The 14,003-nt window shown below is 72.8% G+C and carries 14 protein-coding genes and 1 tRNA gene; 10 read left to right on the top strand and 5 right to left on the bottom strand.

The window, feature by feature from the left end; translation table 11 throughout:
- Positions 1-220 precede the first annotated feature (220 nt).
- Both ACIP5K_RS00860 and ACIP5K_RS00865 read right to left on the bottom strand, forming a co-directional pair.
- The gene (locus tag ACIP5K_RS00860) at positions 221-847 is read right to left on the bottom strand and encodes an alpha/beta family hydrolase (RefSeq protein ID WP_401405207.1); all 627 of its coding nucleotides are present in this window, start codon (positions 845-847) and stop codon (positions 221-223) included.
- Between the two features lie 550 nt (positions 848-1,397).
- Positions 1,398-2,213 carry an SOS response-associated peptidase gene (locus ACIP5K_RS00865; protein WP_401403594.1) on the bottom strand — a complete coding sequence of 272 codons (816 nt, stop codon included), beginning with the start codon at positions 2,211-2,213 and terminating at the stop codon, positions 1,398-1,400.
- A 54-nt stretch (positions 2,214-2,267) separates the two neighbouring features.
- Between ACIP5K_RS00865 and ACIP5K_RS00870 the strand changes: the two genes are divergently transcribed.
- The 4 genes from ACIP5K_RS00870 to ACIP5K_RS00885 all read left to right on the top strand — a co-directional run bounded on the left by ACIP5K_RS00870 (position 2,268) and on the right by ACIP5K_RS00885 (position 5,795).
- Positions 2,268-2,969, top strand: a complete 702-nt coding sequence (locus ACIP5K_RS00870; protein WP_401403597.1) for a M50 family metallopeptidase — start codon at positions 2,268-2,270, stop codon at positions 2,967-2,969.
- A gap of 37 nt (positions 2,970-3,006) precedes the next feature.
- Positions 3,007-4,332 carry a 3-phosphoshikimate 1-carboxyvinyltransferase gene (aroA, locus tag ACIP5K_RS00875; RefSeq protein WP_401403600.1) on the top strand — a complete coding sequence of 442 codons (1,326 nt, stop codon included), beginning with the start codon at positions 3,007-3,009 and terminating at the stop codon, positions 4,330-4,332.
- Between the two features lie 11 nt (positions 4,333-4,343).
- Positions 4,344-5,354 (top strand): ribosome small subunit-dependent GTPase A, encoded by a 1,011-nt coding sequence (gene rsgA / locus ACIP5K_RS00880; RefSeq protein ID WP_401403603.1) that lies wholly within the window; start codon positions 4,344-4,346, stop codon positions 5,352-5,354.
- Between the two features lie 117 nt (positions 5,355-5,471).
- The gene (locus tag ACIP5K_RS00885) at positions 5,472-5,795 is read left to right on the top strand and encodes a DMT family transporter (protein WP_401403605.1); all 324 of its coding nucleotides are present in this window, start codon (positions 5,472-5,474) and stop codon (positions 5,793-5,795) included.
- Between the two features lie 70 nt (positions 5,796-5,865).
- Here the strand turns inward: ACIP5K_RS00885 and ACIP5K_RS00890 are convergent, their stop codons facing one another.
- Positions 5,866-6,474 carry a TetR/AcrR family transcriptional regulator gene (locus ACIP5K_RS00890; RefSeq protein WP_401403608.1) on the bottom strand — a complete coding sequence of 203 codons (609 nt, stop codon included), beginning with the start codon at positions 6,472-6,474 and terminating at the stop codon, positions 5,866-5,868.
- Positions 6,475-6,630: 156 nt separating this feature from the next.
- Between ACIP5K_RS00890 and hisN the strand changes: the two genes are divergently transcribed.
- Together hisN and ACIP5K_RS00900 are read left to right on the top strand one after the other, a co-directional pair.
- Complete coding sequence (hisN, locus tag ACIP5K_RS00895) at positions 6,631-7,428, top strand: histidinol-phosphatase (RefSeq protein WP_401403611.1); 798 nt, start codon at positions 6,631-6,633, stop codon at positions 7,426-7,428.
- A 184-nt stretch (positions 7,429-7,612) separates the two neighbouring features.
- Positions 7,613-8,014 carry a cyclic nucleotide-binding/CBS domain-containing protein gene (locus ACIP5K_RS00900; protein ID WP_401403614.1) on the top strand — a complete coding sequence of 134 codons (402 nt, stop codon included), beginning with the start codon at positions 7,613-7,615 and terminating at the stop codon, positions 8,012-8,014.
- Positions 8,015-8,079: 65 nt separating this feature from the next.
- On the opposite strand, the gene katG is transcribed toward ACIP5K_RS00900, so the two are convergent.
- Positions 8,080-10,296 carry a catalase/peroxidase HPI gene (gene katG / locus ACIP5K_RS00905; RefSeq protein WP_401403616.1) on the bottom strand — a complete coding sequence of 739 codons (2,217 nt, stop codon included), beginning with the start codon at positions 10,294-10,296 and terminating at the stop codon, positions 8,080-8,082.
- Between the two features lie 135 nt (positions 10,297-10,431).
- Here katG and ACIP5K_RS00910 point away from each other — a divergent pair, with 135 nt between their 5' ends.
- The 4 genes from ACIP5K_RS00910 (at position 10,432) to ACIP5K_RS00925 (ending at position 13,882) form a co-directional block, all read left to right on the top strand.
- Entirely contained in the window at positions 10,432-10,848 is a 417-nt protein-coding gene (locus tag ACIP5K_RS00910) for a Fur family transcriptional regulator (protein ID WP_401403619.1), read from the top strand.
- Between the two features lie 185 nt (positions 10,849-11,033).
- Positions 11,034-11,792: an ABC transporter ATP-binding protein gene (locus ACIP5K_RS00915; RefSeq protein ID WP_401403621.1), complete on the top strand. Its 759-nt coding sequence runs from the start codon at positions 11,034-11,036 to the stop codon at positions 11,790-11,792.
- Complete coding sequence (locus ACIP5K_RS00920; RefSeq protein WP_401403624.1) at positions 11,789-12,664, top strand: ABC transporter permease; 876 nt, start codon at positions 11,789-11,791, stop codon at positions 12,662-12,664. Before ACIP5K_RS00915 ends, ACIP5K_RS00920 begins: the two co-directional genes overlap by 4 nt.
- 63 nt (positions 12,665-12,727) lie before the next feature.
- A complete protein-coding gene (locus tag ACIP5K_RS00925; protein ID WP_401403627.1) occupies positions 12,728-13,882 on the top strand; it encodes an ABC transporter substrate-binding protein in 1,155 nt (384 codons plus the stop codon).
- Positions 13,883-13,929: 47 nt separating this feature from the next.
- Here ACIP5K_RS00925 and ACIP5K_RS00930 read toward each other — a convergent pair.
- Positions 13,930-14,003 (bottom strand) — tRNA-Met (locus tag ACIP5K_RS00930).

The following is a 14,003-nucleotide window of genomic DNA, read 5'->3' on the forward strand; positions in this document are numbered from 1 at the left end:
CACCCGAATCGGAGGATAGACGACGATCCGGTCCGCCCGCCGCCCGAATAGGAGCGGTCTTGGCAGCCGACAGCACGCTCCACTCCAGGTCAGGAGCGGTGCTGCGACTGGGGCAGATGGTCGAACCCATGCGGCGGACTTCCTCTCGTACGAATGGTGTGCACCGGTAGTGCGCACAACAGTCGTCCGGCGCTCGGCATTCCCGGGAACCGCCCGGGGATCAGCCGAGCGACCGGGTCCACGCCGCGACGGCTGCGGTGAGCGTCGCGAGGGCCTCGTCCTGGTCGAGCGGGGCGCGCTTGGGGACCGCGAAGCCGTGGTCGCCGTAGGGCACCTCGACGAGGGTGTAGCGGGTGGAGTCCGGGAACTCGGCGGGTCTGCCGAACGGGTCGTTGCCTCCCTGCACGACGAGGGTCGGCAGGCCGGAGCCGAGCAGTTCCGCGGCCCGGGACTTCTCCGGCCGGCCCGGCGGGTGCAGGGGGAAGCTCAGGGCGAGGACGGCGGCGGCGCCGAGGTCGGCGGCGGTGCGGCAGGCCACGCGGGCGCCCGCGCTGCGGCCCGCCGCGATCACCGGGAGGCCGGGGCGGGTCAGGGCGGGCCAGAGGTCGTGCCAGGCGGCGTCGAGGGTCTTCGGCGCCGGGGCCAGCTTCTTGCCGGCCACGCGCCAGGGCTGCTCCACCAGGGCGACCGTCACTCCGTGGGCGGGCAGGGTCGCGGCGAGGGCCTGGAGGTCGCGGGCCTCGATACCGCCGCCCGCGCCGTGGCTCGCCGCCAGGAGCAGGGTCGGGTGGGGGGCGGGGTGCCAGGTCACGCGCGCGTCGCCGCTCCGCGTACTCACGGTCTCCATCACTGAGGTCACCCACCCATGGTGCCCGCCCCCCCGACCCCGCCGTTCCTCCACGCCACGACGACCGGAGCCGTCTCCGTACACATCTGCGTCCCGGTGGCCTCGCCCCGAGTACGTCTGCGGCGTGGTGGTCTCGCCCTGTGCGCGTCCGCGGGCCGGTGGCCGCTTCTCGCGCAGTTCCCCGCGCCCCTGAGGCGTGCGCTGCGCGCAGCCTCCCCCAGAGGCAGCGCTCCGCGCGCCCTCGCCAGGAGGCTGCGGGCCCAGTGCGATCGCCCTCTGAGGCTGCGCCCGCGCGATCACTCGCTCCCTGAGGCCGTGCTCCGCACGGTCGCCTCCCAAGGCGGTGCTCGGCGCGGTCACCCGTCCCCCAGGCAGCACCCACCCACCTCCCCTGGGCGAGCGAAGCTCGCATCCAGGGGCGCGGGGAACTGCGCGAGAAGCGGCCACCGGCCCGCGCGGTAGCAGCGAACGCCCGTGGGGCAGACGCGGATCCGTCTCACGAGCGGGCGCGCGGAACAGCACGCCAGGTCACGACAACAAAACGCGCCGGCTAGAAGAGAGTCCCCTCCTCCGGGGCCTCCAGTTCGGTCAGGAGTTCGGGGCCGTTGTTGCGGACATTGCTCACGGCGGTGGACACGGGATAGGCCCGCATCAGACCCTCCGGCGGCGCCGCGAGCAGCCCCCGCACATCCTCGACATCGGTGCGGGCCGGATCGAGCCAGGCGTCCCACCGGTCCGGCGGCAGCATCAGCGGCATCCGGGGATGGATGTCGGACAGCGAGCGCGGCCCCTCGGCGGGCGCCACCCCGAGCGGAGCCGTCTCGGCCTCCAGGGTGATCACGGAGCACGTCACCCACCAGGCCAGCGGATGCTCGTCGGGAAGCGTCCGGTCCCGCCAGAACTCGTACAGCCCGGCCATGGCGAACACGGACCCGTCGGCCGGCGTCACGAAGTACGGCTGCTTGCGCGGCCGCTTCTTCCTGCCCTCGACCTCCAGATCGCGCTCGCCGGTCCCGGTCACCCACTCGTAGTAGCCGTCGGCCGGCACGACACAGCGCCGCGTGGCGAAGGCCCGCCGGTACGAGGGCTTCTCGTGGACGGTCTCGGCCCGCGCGTTGATCAGGCGGGCGCCGCCCTCGGGCGTCTTGGCCCAGGAGGGCACGAGCCCCCACTTCAGCTTGCGCAGCTGGCGAACCGGGCGCGGATCGCCGGCGTCTTTCACGGGGCGGTCGAGAACCGCGTAGACCTCCTTGGTGGGGGCCACGTTGAAGTCCGGCTCGAAGGTCTCCTCCGGCTCCCACTTCTCGATCTCGAAGATTCCTGCGAGATCCTCGGGCCTACGACTCGATGCATACCGTCCGCACATACGTGCCACAGTGCCAGAAGCAAGACCCCCACCGAACGGGAGCCGGGAAAGACCATGGACGCCAGCCTCTGGGACCGGATCTTCGGAACCCAGTCCGACCCCGACCTGTGGGTGGTGATCGCCACCGGCGTCGTCGCCCTCGCCGCGATCGTCCCGCACACCGTATGGCGGTTCTCCCGCAACGCCGTGACCATCGCCCACGAGGGCGGCCACGGCCTGGTCGCGCTGCTGATGGGCCGCCGCCTGGACGGGATCCGGCTGCACTCGGACACCAGCGGCCTGACCGTCAGCCGCGGCAAGCCGCACGGCCTCGGCATGATCCTGACCGCCGCGGCCGGGTACACGGCCCCGCCGCTGCTCGGCCTCGGCGGCGCCGCGCTGCTCGGCGCCGGGCACATCACGTTGCTGCTGTGGCTGGCCACGGCGCTGCTCATCGCGATGCTGGTGATGATCAGGAACGCGTACGGGGTGCTCACGGTCGTGGTGACGGGCGGCGCGTTCCTGCTGGTGTCCTGGCTGGCGGGGCCGCAGGTGCAAGCGGCGTTCGCGTACGCGGTGGTGTGGTTCCTGCTGCTGGGCGGGGTCCGCCCGGCGTTCGAGCTCCAGTCGAAGCGGCGCAGGGGCGGCGCGGGCGACTCGGACGCCGACCAGCTCGCCCGTCTCACGCACGCCCCCGCGGGAATGTGGCTGTTCTTCTTCCACGCCGTCTCGCTGTGCGCACTGCTGGGCGGTGGCCGCTGGCTGCTGGGACGGTGAGCGGGTGGCTCCGCGAGGGCCCACTAAAGTAAAGGGCATGACCACGAACCCCGCGCACACCGCACTCTGGCCCGCCCCTGTCGCGAGCGGCGCCATCGACGCGACCGTCCAGGTGCCGGGGTCCAAATCCGTCACCAACCGGGCGCTCGTCCTCGCCGCCCTCGCCGCCGAGCCGGGCTGGTTGCGCCGTCCGCTGCGCTCGCGCGACACCCTGCTGATGGCGGGCGCGCTGCGCGCGATGGGCGTCGGCATCGAGGAGGGCGTCGGCCCGGACGGCTCCGGCGAGGCGTGGCGGGTCATCCCGTCCGGGCTCCAGGGCCCGGCCACGGTCGACGTGGGCAACGCGGGCACGGTCATGCGCTTCCTGCCGCCCGTCGCGACGCTCGCCGACGGGCCGATCCGGTTCGACGGCGACCCCCGTTCGTACGAGCGTCCGCTGCACGGCGTGATCGACGCGCTGCGCGCGCTCGGCGCCCGGATCGACGACCAGAACCGGGGTGCGCTCCCGCTGACGGTGCACGGCGGCGGCGCGCTCGACGGCGGCCCGGTGGAGATCGACGCCTCGTCCTCGTCCCAGTTCGTGTCGGCGCTGCTGCTGTCGGCCCCCCGGTTCAACCAGGGCGTCGAGGTCCGCCACACCGGCTCCACGCTGCCCTCCCTGCCGCACATCCGGATGACGGTCGACATGCTGCGCGCGGTCGGCGCCCAGGTCGACACCCCGGAGTCGGGCGGCGAGGCGAACGTGTGGCGGGTCACGCCCGGCGCGCTGCTCGGCCGGGACATCACCATCGAGCCCGACCTCTCCAACGCGCAGCCGTTCCTGGCCGCCGCGCTGGTCGGCGGCGGCACGGTGACGATCCCCGACTGGCCGGCCCACACCACCCAGCCCGGCGACGCGCTGCGCGAGATCTTCACGCGGATGGGCGGCTCCTGCGAGCTGACCGAGCGGGGCCTGGAGTTCACCGGCACCGGCACCGTGCACGGCATCGACGTGGACCTGGGCGAGGTCGGCGAGCTGACCCCCGGCATCGCGGCCGTCGCCGCGCTGGCCGACGGCCCGTCCACCCTGCGCGGCGTCGCCCACCTCCGGCTGCACGAGACGGACCGGCTCGCGGCGCTCACCAAGGAGATCAACGAGCTGGGCGGCGACGTCACCGAGACGGCCGACGGGCTGCACATCCGCCCGCGCCGGCTGCACGGCGGCATCTTCCACACGTACGACGACCACCGCATGGCCACCGCGGGCGCGATCATCGGGCTGGCGGTGGAGGGCGTGCAGATCGAGAACGTGGCGACGACCGCGAAGACGCTGCCGGACTTCCCCGACATGTGGGCCGCGATGCTCGGGACCGACCGGTCGTAGGGAACATCGCGATGCGCCGTTACGGCAAGAACACCGACGAGGACGACATCCGCCAGCGCCCCAACCGCAAGGGGAACCGGCCGCGGACGAACATCCGGCCCAAGCACGACGACGCCGCGGAGGGCATGGTCCTCACCGTGGACCGGGGACGGCTGACCGTCCTCATCGACGACGTCCCGGTCACCGCGATGAAGGCCCGCGAGCTGGGCCGCAAGGCGGCGGTGGTCGGCGACCAGGTCTCCGTCGTCGGCGACCTGACCGGCAAGAAGGACACCCTGGCCCGCATCGTGCGCATCCAGCCGCGCACCTCGGTGCTGCGCCGCACGGCGGACGACGACGACCCCTACGAGCGGGTGGTGGTGGCCAACGCCGACCAGCTCGCCGTCGTCACCGCGCTCGCCGACCCCGAACCGCGCCCGCGCATGATCGACCGCTGCCTGGTCGCCGCGTTCGACGGCGGGCTCTCCCCGCTGCTGGTCCTCACCAAGTCGGACCTGGCGGACCCGGCCAAGATCCTCGACCTGTACGGGGACCTGGACATCCCGTACGTGGTGACCAGCCGCGAGGAGCTGGAGAACGGCACGGCCGTCGCCCGGGTGCGCGAGCAGCTCGACGGCAAGATCACCGCGTTCGTCGGCCATTCGGGCGTCGGCAAGACGACCCTGGTCAACGCCCTCGTCCCGGACGGCCGGCGGCGCTCCACCGGGCACGTCAACGCCGTCACGGGCCGCGGCCGGCACACCACCACCTCGGCGCTCGCCCTGCCCCTGTCGGGCGACGCCGGCTGGGTGGTCGACACGCCGGGCGTGCGCTCGTTCGGACTGCACCACGTGGATCCGTCGCGGGTCATCCACGCCTTCCCCGACCTGGAGCCCGGTACGGAGAACTGCCCGCGCGCGTGCAGCCACGACGAGCCGGACTGCGCCCTGGACGCCTGGGTCGCCGAGGGGCACGCGGATCCGGCGCGGCTGTACTCGCTGCGGCGGCTGCTGGCCACGCGGGAGCGGCGTGACGGCGACTGATCCGGGTGCTGTCCGCTGCCCCCGCGGCCGGGTGGGGGCATAATCACACCGAGCCGGACGCAAGATCACAGGGTTGACCGGGATCACGGGATCAGTGGAACGCGGGAGGCACATCACATGGCGTGGCTGCTGGTCATCGTCGCGGGAATTCTGGAGACCGGGTTCGCGGTCTGTCTGAAGCTCTCGCACGGCTTCACCCGCCTGTGGCCGACGATCGCGTTCGCCTGCTTCGCGCTGGGCAGCTTCGGCCTGCTGACCCTGTCCCTGAAGAAGCTGGACGTCGGTCCCGCGTACGCGGTCTGGACGGGCATCGGGGCCGCGGGCACCGCGATCTACGGCATGGTCTTCCTCGGCGACGTGGTCTCCACCCTGAAGATCGTCTCCATCAGCCTGGTCATCGCGGGCGTCATCGGCCTCCAGATCTCCGGCTCCGGCCACTGACCCCGGCCCCGGCCACCCCGCGCGAAGGCCCCCGGCACCGGCACCGGCCCCGGCACTGGCACCGGCCCCGTCAGGGAGTCCGTGCCCGCAGCGCCTCGCGGACGAGGCGTCCGGCGCCGTCCTCCCCACCCGGCCCCACCGGCCCCACCGGCGCGAGCACGCAGGACAGGGCGAGGCGGACCGCGAGTTCGCAGTCCCGGGCCAGCGCCTCGGACTCGGCCATGGGCGCGCCCGGCGTACCGAGCGCGGCCAGCGACCGGTCGCGCACCGCCGAGACGAAGTCGGCGGGGGCGGGCAGCGGCCCGTCCGCGCGGCGCTGCGCCGGCACGGCGGAGGACGAGGGCACCGCCGAGAGGGTCGGCGCGGGCAGCCGCTCGCTCCAGCAGCCGGTGAGCGCCGCCCGCACCAGCGGATTGCGCCGCGCCGCGGACACCGTCCACTCGGCGACGGTGTCCAGCCCGCCCTCCTTCAGGGCCCGGTCGACGCCCGCGAGGTAGGCGTCGGCCTCCCGGCGCACGAGCGCCCGCGCGAGCCCTTCCTTGCTGCCGAACTCGTTGTAGAGGGTCTGCCGGGACACCCCGGCGACCGCCGCCACGTCGACCATCCGCACGCCGCCCCAGGGGCGCCGGGCGAGCGCCGTGTAGGCCGCGTCCAACAGGGATTCCCGTGCTGCGGGCACCGTCGCCTCCCGGGCGCCGTCGTGGGGCCGTACGGCTCGTTTCGCCAGAGTTGACGGGCTTGTCCGCACTGTCAAGAGCCCGCACACGGCGGGCGGTCCGGGTTGTGGCCCCGGGCGCTGTGGCCCCCGACCGAGCACGGTCGCTACTGTGCAGTCATGCCCGATTACCACGATGATCTGCGTCTTGCCCACGTTCTCGCCGACACCGCCGACGCCGCGACCATGGCCCGCTTCAAGGCCCTCGACCTCAAGGTGGAGACGAAGCCGGACATGACACCGGTGAGCGAGGCCGACAAGGCCGCCGAGGAGCTGATCCGTGGCAACCTCCAGCGGGCCAGGCCGCGCGACGCGATCCTCGGCGAGGAGTACGGCGTCCAGGGCACCGGCCCGCGCCGCTGGGTGATCGACCCGATCGACGGCACGAAGAACTACGTCCGCGGGGTGCCGGTCTGGGCCACCCTGATCTCGCTGATGGAGGCGGGCGAGGACGGCTTCCAACCCGTGGTCGGCGTGGTGTCGGCCCCCGCGCTGGGCCGCCGCTGGTGGGCGGCGAAGGGCGCGGGCGCGTACACCGGCCGCAGCCTGACCTCGGCGAGCCGGCTGCACGTGTCCGAGGTGGGCCGCCTGGCCGACGCCTCCTTCGCCTACTCGTCGCTGAGCGGCTGGGAGGAGCAGGGGCGGCTGGACGGCTTCCTGGACCTGACCCGGAAGGTGTGGCGCACGCGCGGCTACGGCGACTTCTGGCCGTACATGATGGTGGCCGAGGGGTCGGTCGACCTCTGCGCGGAGCCCGAGCTCTCCCTGTGGGACATGGCGGCGACCGCCATCGTGGTGACGGAGGCCGGCGGCTCGTTCACCGGGCTCGACGGCCGTCCCGGCCCGCACAGCGGCAACGCGGCGGCGTCGAACGGGCTGCTCCACGACGAGATGCTGAGCCACCTCGCCGCCCGCTGACCGGATCCGCGGCGCGCGGCGGGCGCCCCCGAACTCACCCCACGCGCCCTCTTGTTGGTACTCCCTTTACCTGTAACTCTGAGAGTCCCCCCACTTGTGAACTTGTGAACCGCTTCACGGAGTCCCCGCACGGGGATCCCGGGAGCGGTGAGCGGGAACCTCACACAGGAAGGTGGCTCCATCCATGCTCGTCCGCGACGCCATGAGCACGATGGTCCTCACCATCGGACCGTCCCACACCCTGCGCCAGGCGGCCCGGCTGATGGCCAGCCGCCGGGTCGGCGCCGCCGTGGTCCTCGACCCCGACGGCTCCGGCATCGGCATCCTGACCGAGCGCGATGTCCTCAACGCCCTCGGCCGGGACCAGAACCCGGACGTCGAGACCGCCGACACCCACACCACCACCGATGTCGTGTTCGCCGCTCCCGCGTGGACCCTGGAGGACGCCGCGCAGGCGATGACGCACGGCGGGTTCCGGCACCTGATCGTGCTCGACGGGCAGGAGCCGGTCGGCATCGTCTCGGTGCGCGACATCATCCGCTGCTGGTCCCCGGACCGGCAGCCCGCACCGTCCCTGACCGGCTGAGACGCACGCGCGGAGGGCCGGCTCCCCACCCGGGGAACCGGCCCTCCTCACTCATGCCCGGCCGCTCAGCGCAGGTCGAACCGGTCCAGGTCCATGACCTTGGTCCAGGCCGCGGCGAAGTCCTTGACGAACTTCTCCTTGGCGTCGTCGCTCGCGTAGACCTCGGCGACCGCGCGCAGCTCGGAGTTGGAGCCGAAGACGAGGTCGGCACGGGTGCCGGTCCACTTCACGGCGCCGGTGGCGTCGCGGCCCTCGAACTCGTCCTGCGCGGACGAGGTGGACTTCCAGCTGTAGTCCATGTCGAGCAGGTTGACGAAGAAGTCGTTCGTCAGCGTGCCCGGACGCTCGGTGAGGACACCGTGCTTCGAGCCGCCCGCGTTGGCACCGAGGACGCGCAGGCCGCCGACGAGGACGGTCAGCTCGGGGGTGCTCAGGTCGAGCAGGTTGCCCTTGTCGATCAGCAGGAACTCGGCGGGGAGGCGGTTGCCCTTGCCCACGTAGTTGCGGAAGCCGTCGGCGGTCGGCTCCAGCGCGGCGAACGACTCGACGTCCGTCTGCTCCTGCGTGGCGTCGACCCGGCCCGGCGAGAACGCGACCTCGACCGGGACGCCGCCGTCCTTGGCCGCCTGCTCGACGGCCGCGGTGCCCGCGAGCACGATCAGGTCGGCGAGGGAGACCTTCTTGGCGCTCTGGGCGTTGAAGGACTCCTGGACGCCCTCCAGGGCACGCAGCACCGTGGCCAGCTCGTCCGGGTTGTTGACCTCCCAGCCGCGCTGCGGCTCCAGGCGGATCCGGGCGCCGTTGGCACCGCCGCGCTTGTCGCTGCCCCGGAAGGAGGAGGCGGCGGCCCAGGCGGCCGAGACCAGCTGCGGGACGGTCGGGCCGGCGCCGAGGATCCGCTCCTTGAGGGAGGCCACGTCGGCGGCGTCGATCAGCTCGCCCTCACGCGCGGGCAGCGGGTCCTGCCACAGCAGCTCCTCGCTCGGGACCTCCGGGCCGAGGTAGCGCACGACGGGGCCCATGTCGCGGTGGGTGAGCTTGTACCAGGCGCGGGCGAAGGCGTCCGCGAACTGGTCCGGGTTCTCGTAGAAGCGGCGCGAGATCTGCTCGTAGACCGGGTCGAAGCGCAGCGACAGGTCGGTGGTGAGCATGGTCGGCCGGTGCTTCTTCGTCGGGTCGAAGGCGTCGGGGATGATCTCCTCAGCGTCCTTGGCGACCCACTGGTTGGCGCCGGCCGGGCTCTTCGTGAGCTCGTACTCGTACTCGAAGAGGTTCTTGAAGAAGCCGTTGCCCCACTGGGTCGGCGTGCTGGTCCAGGTGACCTCGAGGCCGGACGTGATGGCGTCCTTGCCCACACCGGTGCCGTGGGTGGACCGCCAGCCGAGGCCCAGCTGCTCCATGGGAGCGGCCTCGGGGTCGGCCTCGACGTTGTCCGCCGGGCCCGCGCCGTGGGTCTTGCCGAAGGTGTGGCCACCGGCGATGAGGGCGACGGTCTCCTCGTCGTTCATCGCCATGCGGCGGAAGGTCTCGCGGATGTCGCGGGCCGCGGCGACCGGGTCCGGGTTCCCGTTGGGACCCTCGGGGTTGACGTAGATGAGGCCCATCTGGACGGCGCCGAGCGGGTTCTCCAGCTCGCGGTCGCCCGTGTAGCGCTTGTCGCCGAGCCACTCGGTCTCGGGGCCCCAGTAGACGTCCTCCTCGGCCTCCCAGACGTCGGCGCGGCCACCGGCGAACCCGAAGGTCTCGAAGCCCATGGTCTCCAGCGCGACGTTGCCCGTGAGGATCAGCAGGTCGGCCCACGAGATGTTCTTGCCGTACTTCTTCTTCACCGGCCACAGCAGGCGGCGGGCCTTGTCGAGCGAGGCGTTGTCCGGCCAGCTGTTGAGCGGCGCGAAGCGCTGCTGCCCGGCGCCGGCGCCGCCGCGGCCGTCACTGATGCGGTACGTGCCGGCCGAGTGCCAGGCCATCCGGATCATCAGCGGGCCGTAGTTGCCGAAGTCGGCCGGCCACCAGTCCTGCGAGGTGGTGAGCACCTCGGCGATGTCCCGCTTGACGGCGGCGAGGTCCAGCGCGCCGAACGCCTCGCGGTAGTCGAAGTCCTCGCCCATCGGGTTCGCCACCGCGGGGTTCTTCGCGAGGATCTTCAGGTTGAGCCGCTCCGGCCACCACTGACGGTTCCCCCCGCCCTGGGTCGGGTGCGCCGCACGCCCGTGCGCGACGGGACAGCCGCCCTCCCCCTCCGACTTCGGGTCAGTGACGATTGCTTCGTGATTCTCGGACATGGGGGCCCTTCCGGAGTTGTCCTGTCGCTTGGCCTGAGCCGTTTGCGATCCTACAATGGACAATGTCTAAGTCAAGCAATGCTCCAAAGTCACACCTGTTCGGGATTTGCCCCCCTGGCTGTTAGGCTGGTTTTCATGAGCGACCTGTTGGAACGACTGCGCGGACGCGGCTGGCGGATGACCGCGCAGCGCCGTGTCGTGGCCGAGGTCCTCGACGGCGACCACGTCCACCTGACGGCCGACGAGGTCCACGCCCGCGCTGTCGCGAAGCTGCCCGAGATCTCCCGGGCGACCGTCTACAACACCCTGGGCGAGATGGTGTCGCTGGGCGAGGTCATCGAGGTGGCCACGGACAAGCGGGCCAAGCGCTACGACCCGAACGCGCACCGCCCCCACCACCACCTGGTCTGCGCCCAGTGCGGCCAGATCCGCGACGTCCACCCGACGGGCAACCCGCTGACGAGCCTGCCCGACTCGGAGCGCTTCGGCTTCACGGTCTCCGCCGTGGAGGTCACCTACCGGGGCGTGTGCCCGGCCTGTAGCCACCCGTAGCCCGCGTACTCCACAGAAGCGGCCCGCGCCTTCCCGGCGCGGGCCGCTTCCGTCGTTCCCCGCCCGGCCCGGGCACCGGGACCGCGGCGAGGCCCCCACGGCCGACCCCCACCACCCCTTCCGGAATCTGACGGGCCGTCATATTCTCGCGGGCGCCCACCACACCCCCGCACCCCGGAGGGCCCATGCGTCCCAAGCTGCAAGCCCGCGACCTCACCCGCACCTTCGGCCCCACCCACGCCCTCGGCCCCCTGGACCTGACCGTCGCGCCCGGCGAGTTCGTCTGCGTGGTGGGCCCGTCGGGCTGCGGGAAGTCCACCCTCCTGCGCATCGCGGCGGGCCTGACCCGCCCCTCCGCCGGCTCTCTCACCATCCGCACCACGAGCCCGCGCCCGGCCGCCATGATCTTCCAGGACTACGGCATCCACGACTGGAAGACGGTCCTGGCCAACGTCCGCTTCGGCCTGGACGTCCAGCGGGTCCCGCGCAAGGAGGCCAACGCCCGGGCCCGCGACTGGCTCGACCGCATGGGCCTCGCCGACGTCGCCGACGCCCACCCCGCCGCGCTCTCCGGCGGCATGCGCCAACGCGTCGCGATCGCCCGGGCCCTCGCGGTGGAGCCCGAGATCCTGCTCATGGACGAGCCGTTCGCCGCGCTCGACGCCCAGCTCCGCACGATCCTCCAGGACGAACTCCTCGCCCTGACCCAGTCGACCCGCACCACGACCCTGTTCATCACGCACAGCCTGGAGGAGGCCATCGTCCTCGGCGACCGCGTCCTGGTGATGTCGGCACGGCCGGGCCGCACGATCGCCGAGCGCCGCCCGCCGTTCCCGCGGCCGCGCACCGGAGACATCCGCTCCACCCCGGAGTTCACCGCGCTCAAGGGCGAGTTGTGGGACCTGCTGCGCGGCGAGGTGCACCCGGAGGCGATCCCGGCATGACGACGACCACCCCCGCCGAGGCCCCGGACGACGGCACCGGCGTCCTGGTCCGCGCCCCCGGCCCGCACGAACTCCACCCGGCCCGCACCCGGCGCAGGCGCCGCGCCCTGGAGCTGTCCCTCGCCGTCGCCGTCCCGCTGCTGCTGGTCCTGCTCTGGCAACTGGCGGCCGGCCACGCCTGGATCGACGACCGCGTGTACCCGGCGCCCTCCACGATCCTCGCCGACGGCTGGGACCGGGCCACGGCGGGCGAGCTGTGGCCGGACGTCCGGGCCACCCTCCAGCGCGTCCTGGCCGGATACGCCGTCGGCACGGTGACCGGCTACGCCCTGGGCCTGCTGATGGGCTCGGTCTCCCTGGTCCGCGCGGCCCTCGAACCCCTGCTCGACGCGCTCTACGTGGTGCCGAAGCTGGCCCTGCTGCCCGTGTTCCTGAACATGTTCGGGCTCGGCGAGGGCCCGCAGGTCGCCCTCGTCGCGGCGACCGTCTTCTTCTTCGTCTGGATCTCGACCATGGCGGCCGTGCTCTCCGTGCCCGCCGGGCACCGCGACGCGGGCCAGGTCTTCGGCGCGTCCCCGTGGCAGATGTTCCGCCACGTCCTGCTGCCCGCCTCGCTGCCCGCGGTCCTGGTCGGCGCCCGGATCGCGGCGGGCGTGGCCGTGCTCGTCATCGTCGCCTCGGAGCAGATCGCCGCGACGAACGGCCTCGGCCACCTCATCTTCGACGCGCGGGCCCTGTTCCAGAACGACGTCATGTTCGTCGGCATCCTCTGCGTCGCCGTGCTCGGCGTCGTCCTCTCCGAGCTGGTCCGGCTCGCCGGCCGGCTCCTCACCCCCTGGGCGCCGCGCGACCGCGGCCGGGGCCGGACCTGACCCGAACCGGCACGGCACGGCACGGCACGGCACGGCTCAACACGTCCTTCGTACGGAGGTTCCATGCGCACCAGACATCCGGGGACGGCCCTGCTCGCGGCCTGCGTCCTGCTCCTCGCCGGCCCCGCCTGCGCCCGGCACGACGACGGCGCGCCGGGCGGCGCCGCGACCGCGCCGCGCACGATCGCGGCGGTCGCCGGCTGCGGCAAGGGCAGCTGGACCGACCCGTCCGACCTGGCGGCCGACCGCGAGCCCGCGCGCTGCGGGTCAGGGGCGCCCGCTCCCGTCGCCCCGGACCGCACCCGCAAGCTGACCGTCGCGACCGGCACCCTCGGCGCCGAGTACGTCGCGCCGCTCGTCCTGGCCGTCGCGAAGGGCGAGTTCGAGAAGGAGGGCCTGGCCGTCACCCTCAAGGTCCTGCCCACCCCCGACGCCCTGCCCCTGCTGGCCAAGGGCGACATCGACGCCCAGTGGGCGGCCCCCGAGGCGGCCGTCATGAACGGCGTGAGGGGCGGCTTCGACATCAAGTGGGTCGCGGGAAACTTCTCCCCCGACCCCGGGTCCAGGAGCGGCCTGTGGGTGCGCCTCAAGGACGGCGAGGACGCCTCCCGGGTCACCCTGGCCGGACGGACGATGGGCACGATGATCGGCAAGGGCTCGGTCATCTCGTACCCCATGGACACGACGCTGAAGAAGCACGGCGGCGGCCTCGACGAGGTCCGGTTCCAGCAGCTCGGCTCGGCGGACGTGCTGACCGCGCTCCAGAACGGCGGCGTCGACTCCGCATGGCTGCTCGACCCGGTCTGGCGCAAGGTCGACGGCGACCCGCACTACGCCTTCCTCGGCGGCCAGCCCCTGGGCGAACCGCTGGGCGGCCTGCTGTTCGGCCCGAACCTGCTCGGCAAGGACCCGGACGCGGGCGTCGCGTTCCTGCGCGCGTACATCCGTACGATCGACACGTATTTCGCGGGCGACTACAAGAAGGACCCCGCCTTCGTCGCCGAGCTGGCCACGCTCCTGAAGACCGACCGGAAGGTCCTGGAGTCGACGCCGTCGCTCCGCATGGACTGGGAGATCCGCGCCGGCACGACGGACCGGCTCCAGAAGGCGTACACGGCGGCGGGCGTCTCGCAGGGCGATCCCCTGCCGGAGTCCAGGACCGTGGACCGGAAGCTGTACGAGGAGGCGGTGGGCCACCGGCCCGGAAAGAGGCCCTGAACGCGCCACAGCCCGGAACCGTGATGGTTCCGGGCTGTGGTCTTCAGTAGCGGGGACAGGATTTGAACCTGCGACCTCTGGGTTATGAGCCCAGCGAGCTACCGAGCTGCTCCACCCCGCG

The organism is Streptomyces sp. NPDC088785 (genome assembly GCF_044750685.1).
Classification (GTDB): Bacteria; Actinomycetota; Actinomycetes; order Streptomycetales; family Streptomycetaceae; genus Streptomyces.

Bases quoted from the DNA above. Each gene is read 5' to 3' on its own strand.
- ACIP5K_RS00900 (WP_401403614.1), top strand. From the start codon at position 7,613: ATGCTCGTCCGCGACGCCATGAGCACGATGGTCCTCACCATCGGACCG.
- ACIP5K_RS00920 (WP_401403624.1), top strand. From the start codon at position 11,789: ATGACGACGACCACCCCCGCCGAGGCCCCGGACGACGGCACCGGCGTC.
- aroA (WP_401403600.1), top strand. From the start codon at position 3,007: ATGACCACGAACCCCGCGCACACCGCACTCTGGCCCGCCCCTGTCGCG.
- rsgA (WP_401403603.1), top strand. From the start codon at position 4,344: ATGCGCCGTTACGGCAAGAACACCGACGAGGACGACATCCGCCAGCGC.
- katG (WP_401403616.1), bottom strand. From the start codon at position 10,296: ATGTCCGAGAATCACGAAGCAATCGTCACTGACCCGAAGTCGGAGGGG.
- ACIP5K_RS00860 (WP_401405207.1), bottom strand. From the start codon at position 847: ATGGAGACCGTGAGTACGCGGAGCGGCGACGCGCGCGTGACCTGGCAC.
- ACIP5K_RS00915 (WP_401403621.1), top strand. From the start codon at position 11,034: ATGCGTCCCAAGCTGCAAGCCCGCGACCTCACCCGCACCTTCGGCCCC.
- ACIP5K_RS00870 (WP_401403597.1), top strand. From the start codon at position 2,268: ATGGACGCCAGCCTCTGGGACCGGATCTTCGGAACCCAGTCCGACCCC.
- ACIP5K_RS00865 (WP_401403594.1), bottom strand. From the start codon at position 2,213: ATGTGCGGACGGTATGCATCGAGTCGTAGGCCCGAGGATCTCGCAGGA.
- ACIP5K_RS00925 (WP_401403627.1), top strand. From the start codon at position 12,728: ATGCGCACCAGACATCCGGGGACGGCCCTGCTCGCGGCCTGCGTCCTG.
- ACIP5K_RS00885 (WP_401403605.1), top strand. From the start codon at position 5,472: ATGGCGTGGCTGCTGGTCATCGTCGCGGGAATTCTGGAGACCGGGTTC.
- hisN (WP_401403611.1), top strand. From the start codon at position 6,631: ATGCCCGATTACCACGATGATCTGCGTCTTGCCCACGTTCTCGCCGAC.
- ACIP5K_RS00910 (WP_401403619.1), top strand. From the start codon at position 10,432: ATGAGCGACCTGTTGGAACGACTGCGCGGACGCGGCTGGCGGATGACC.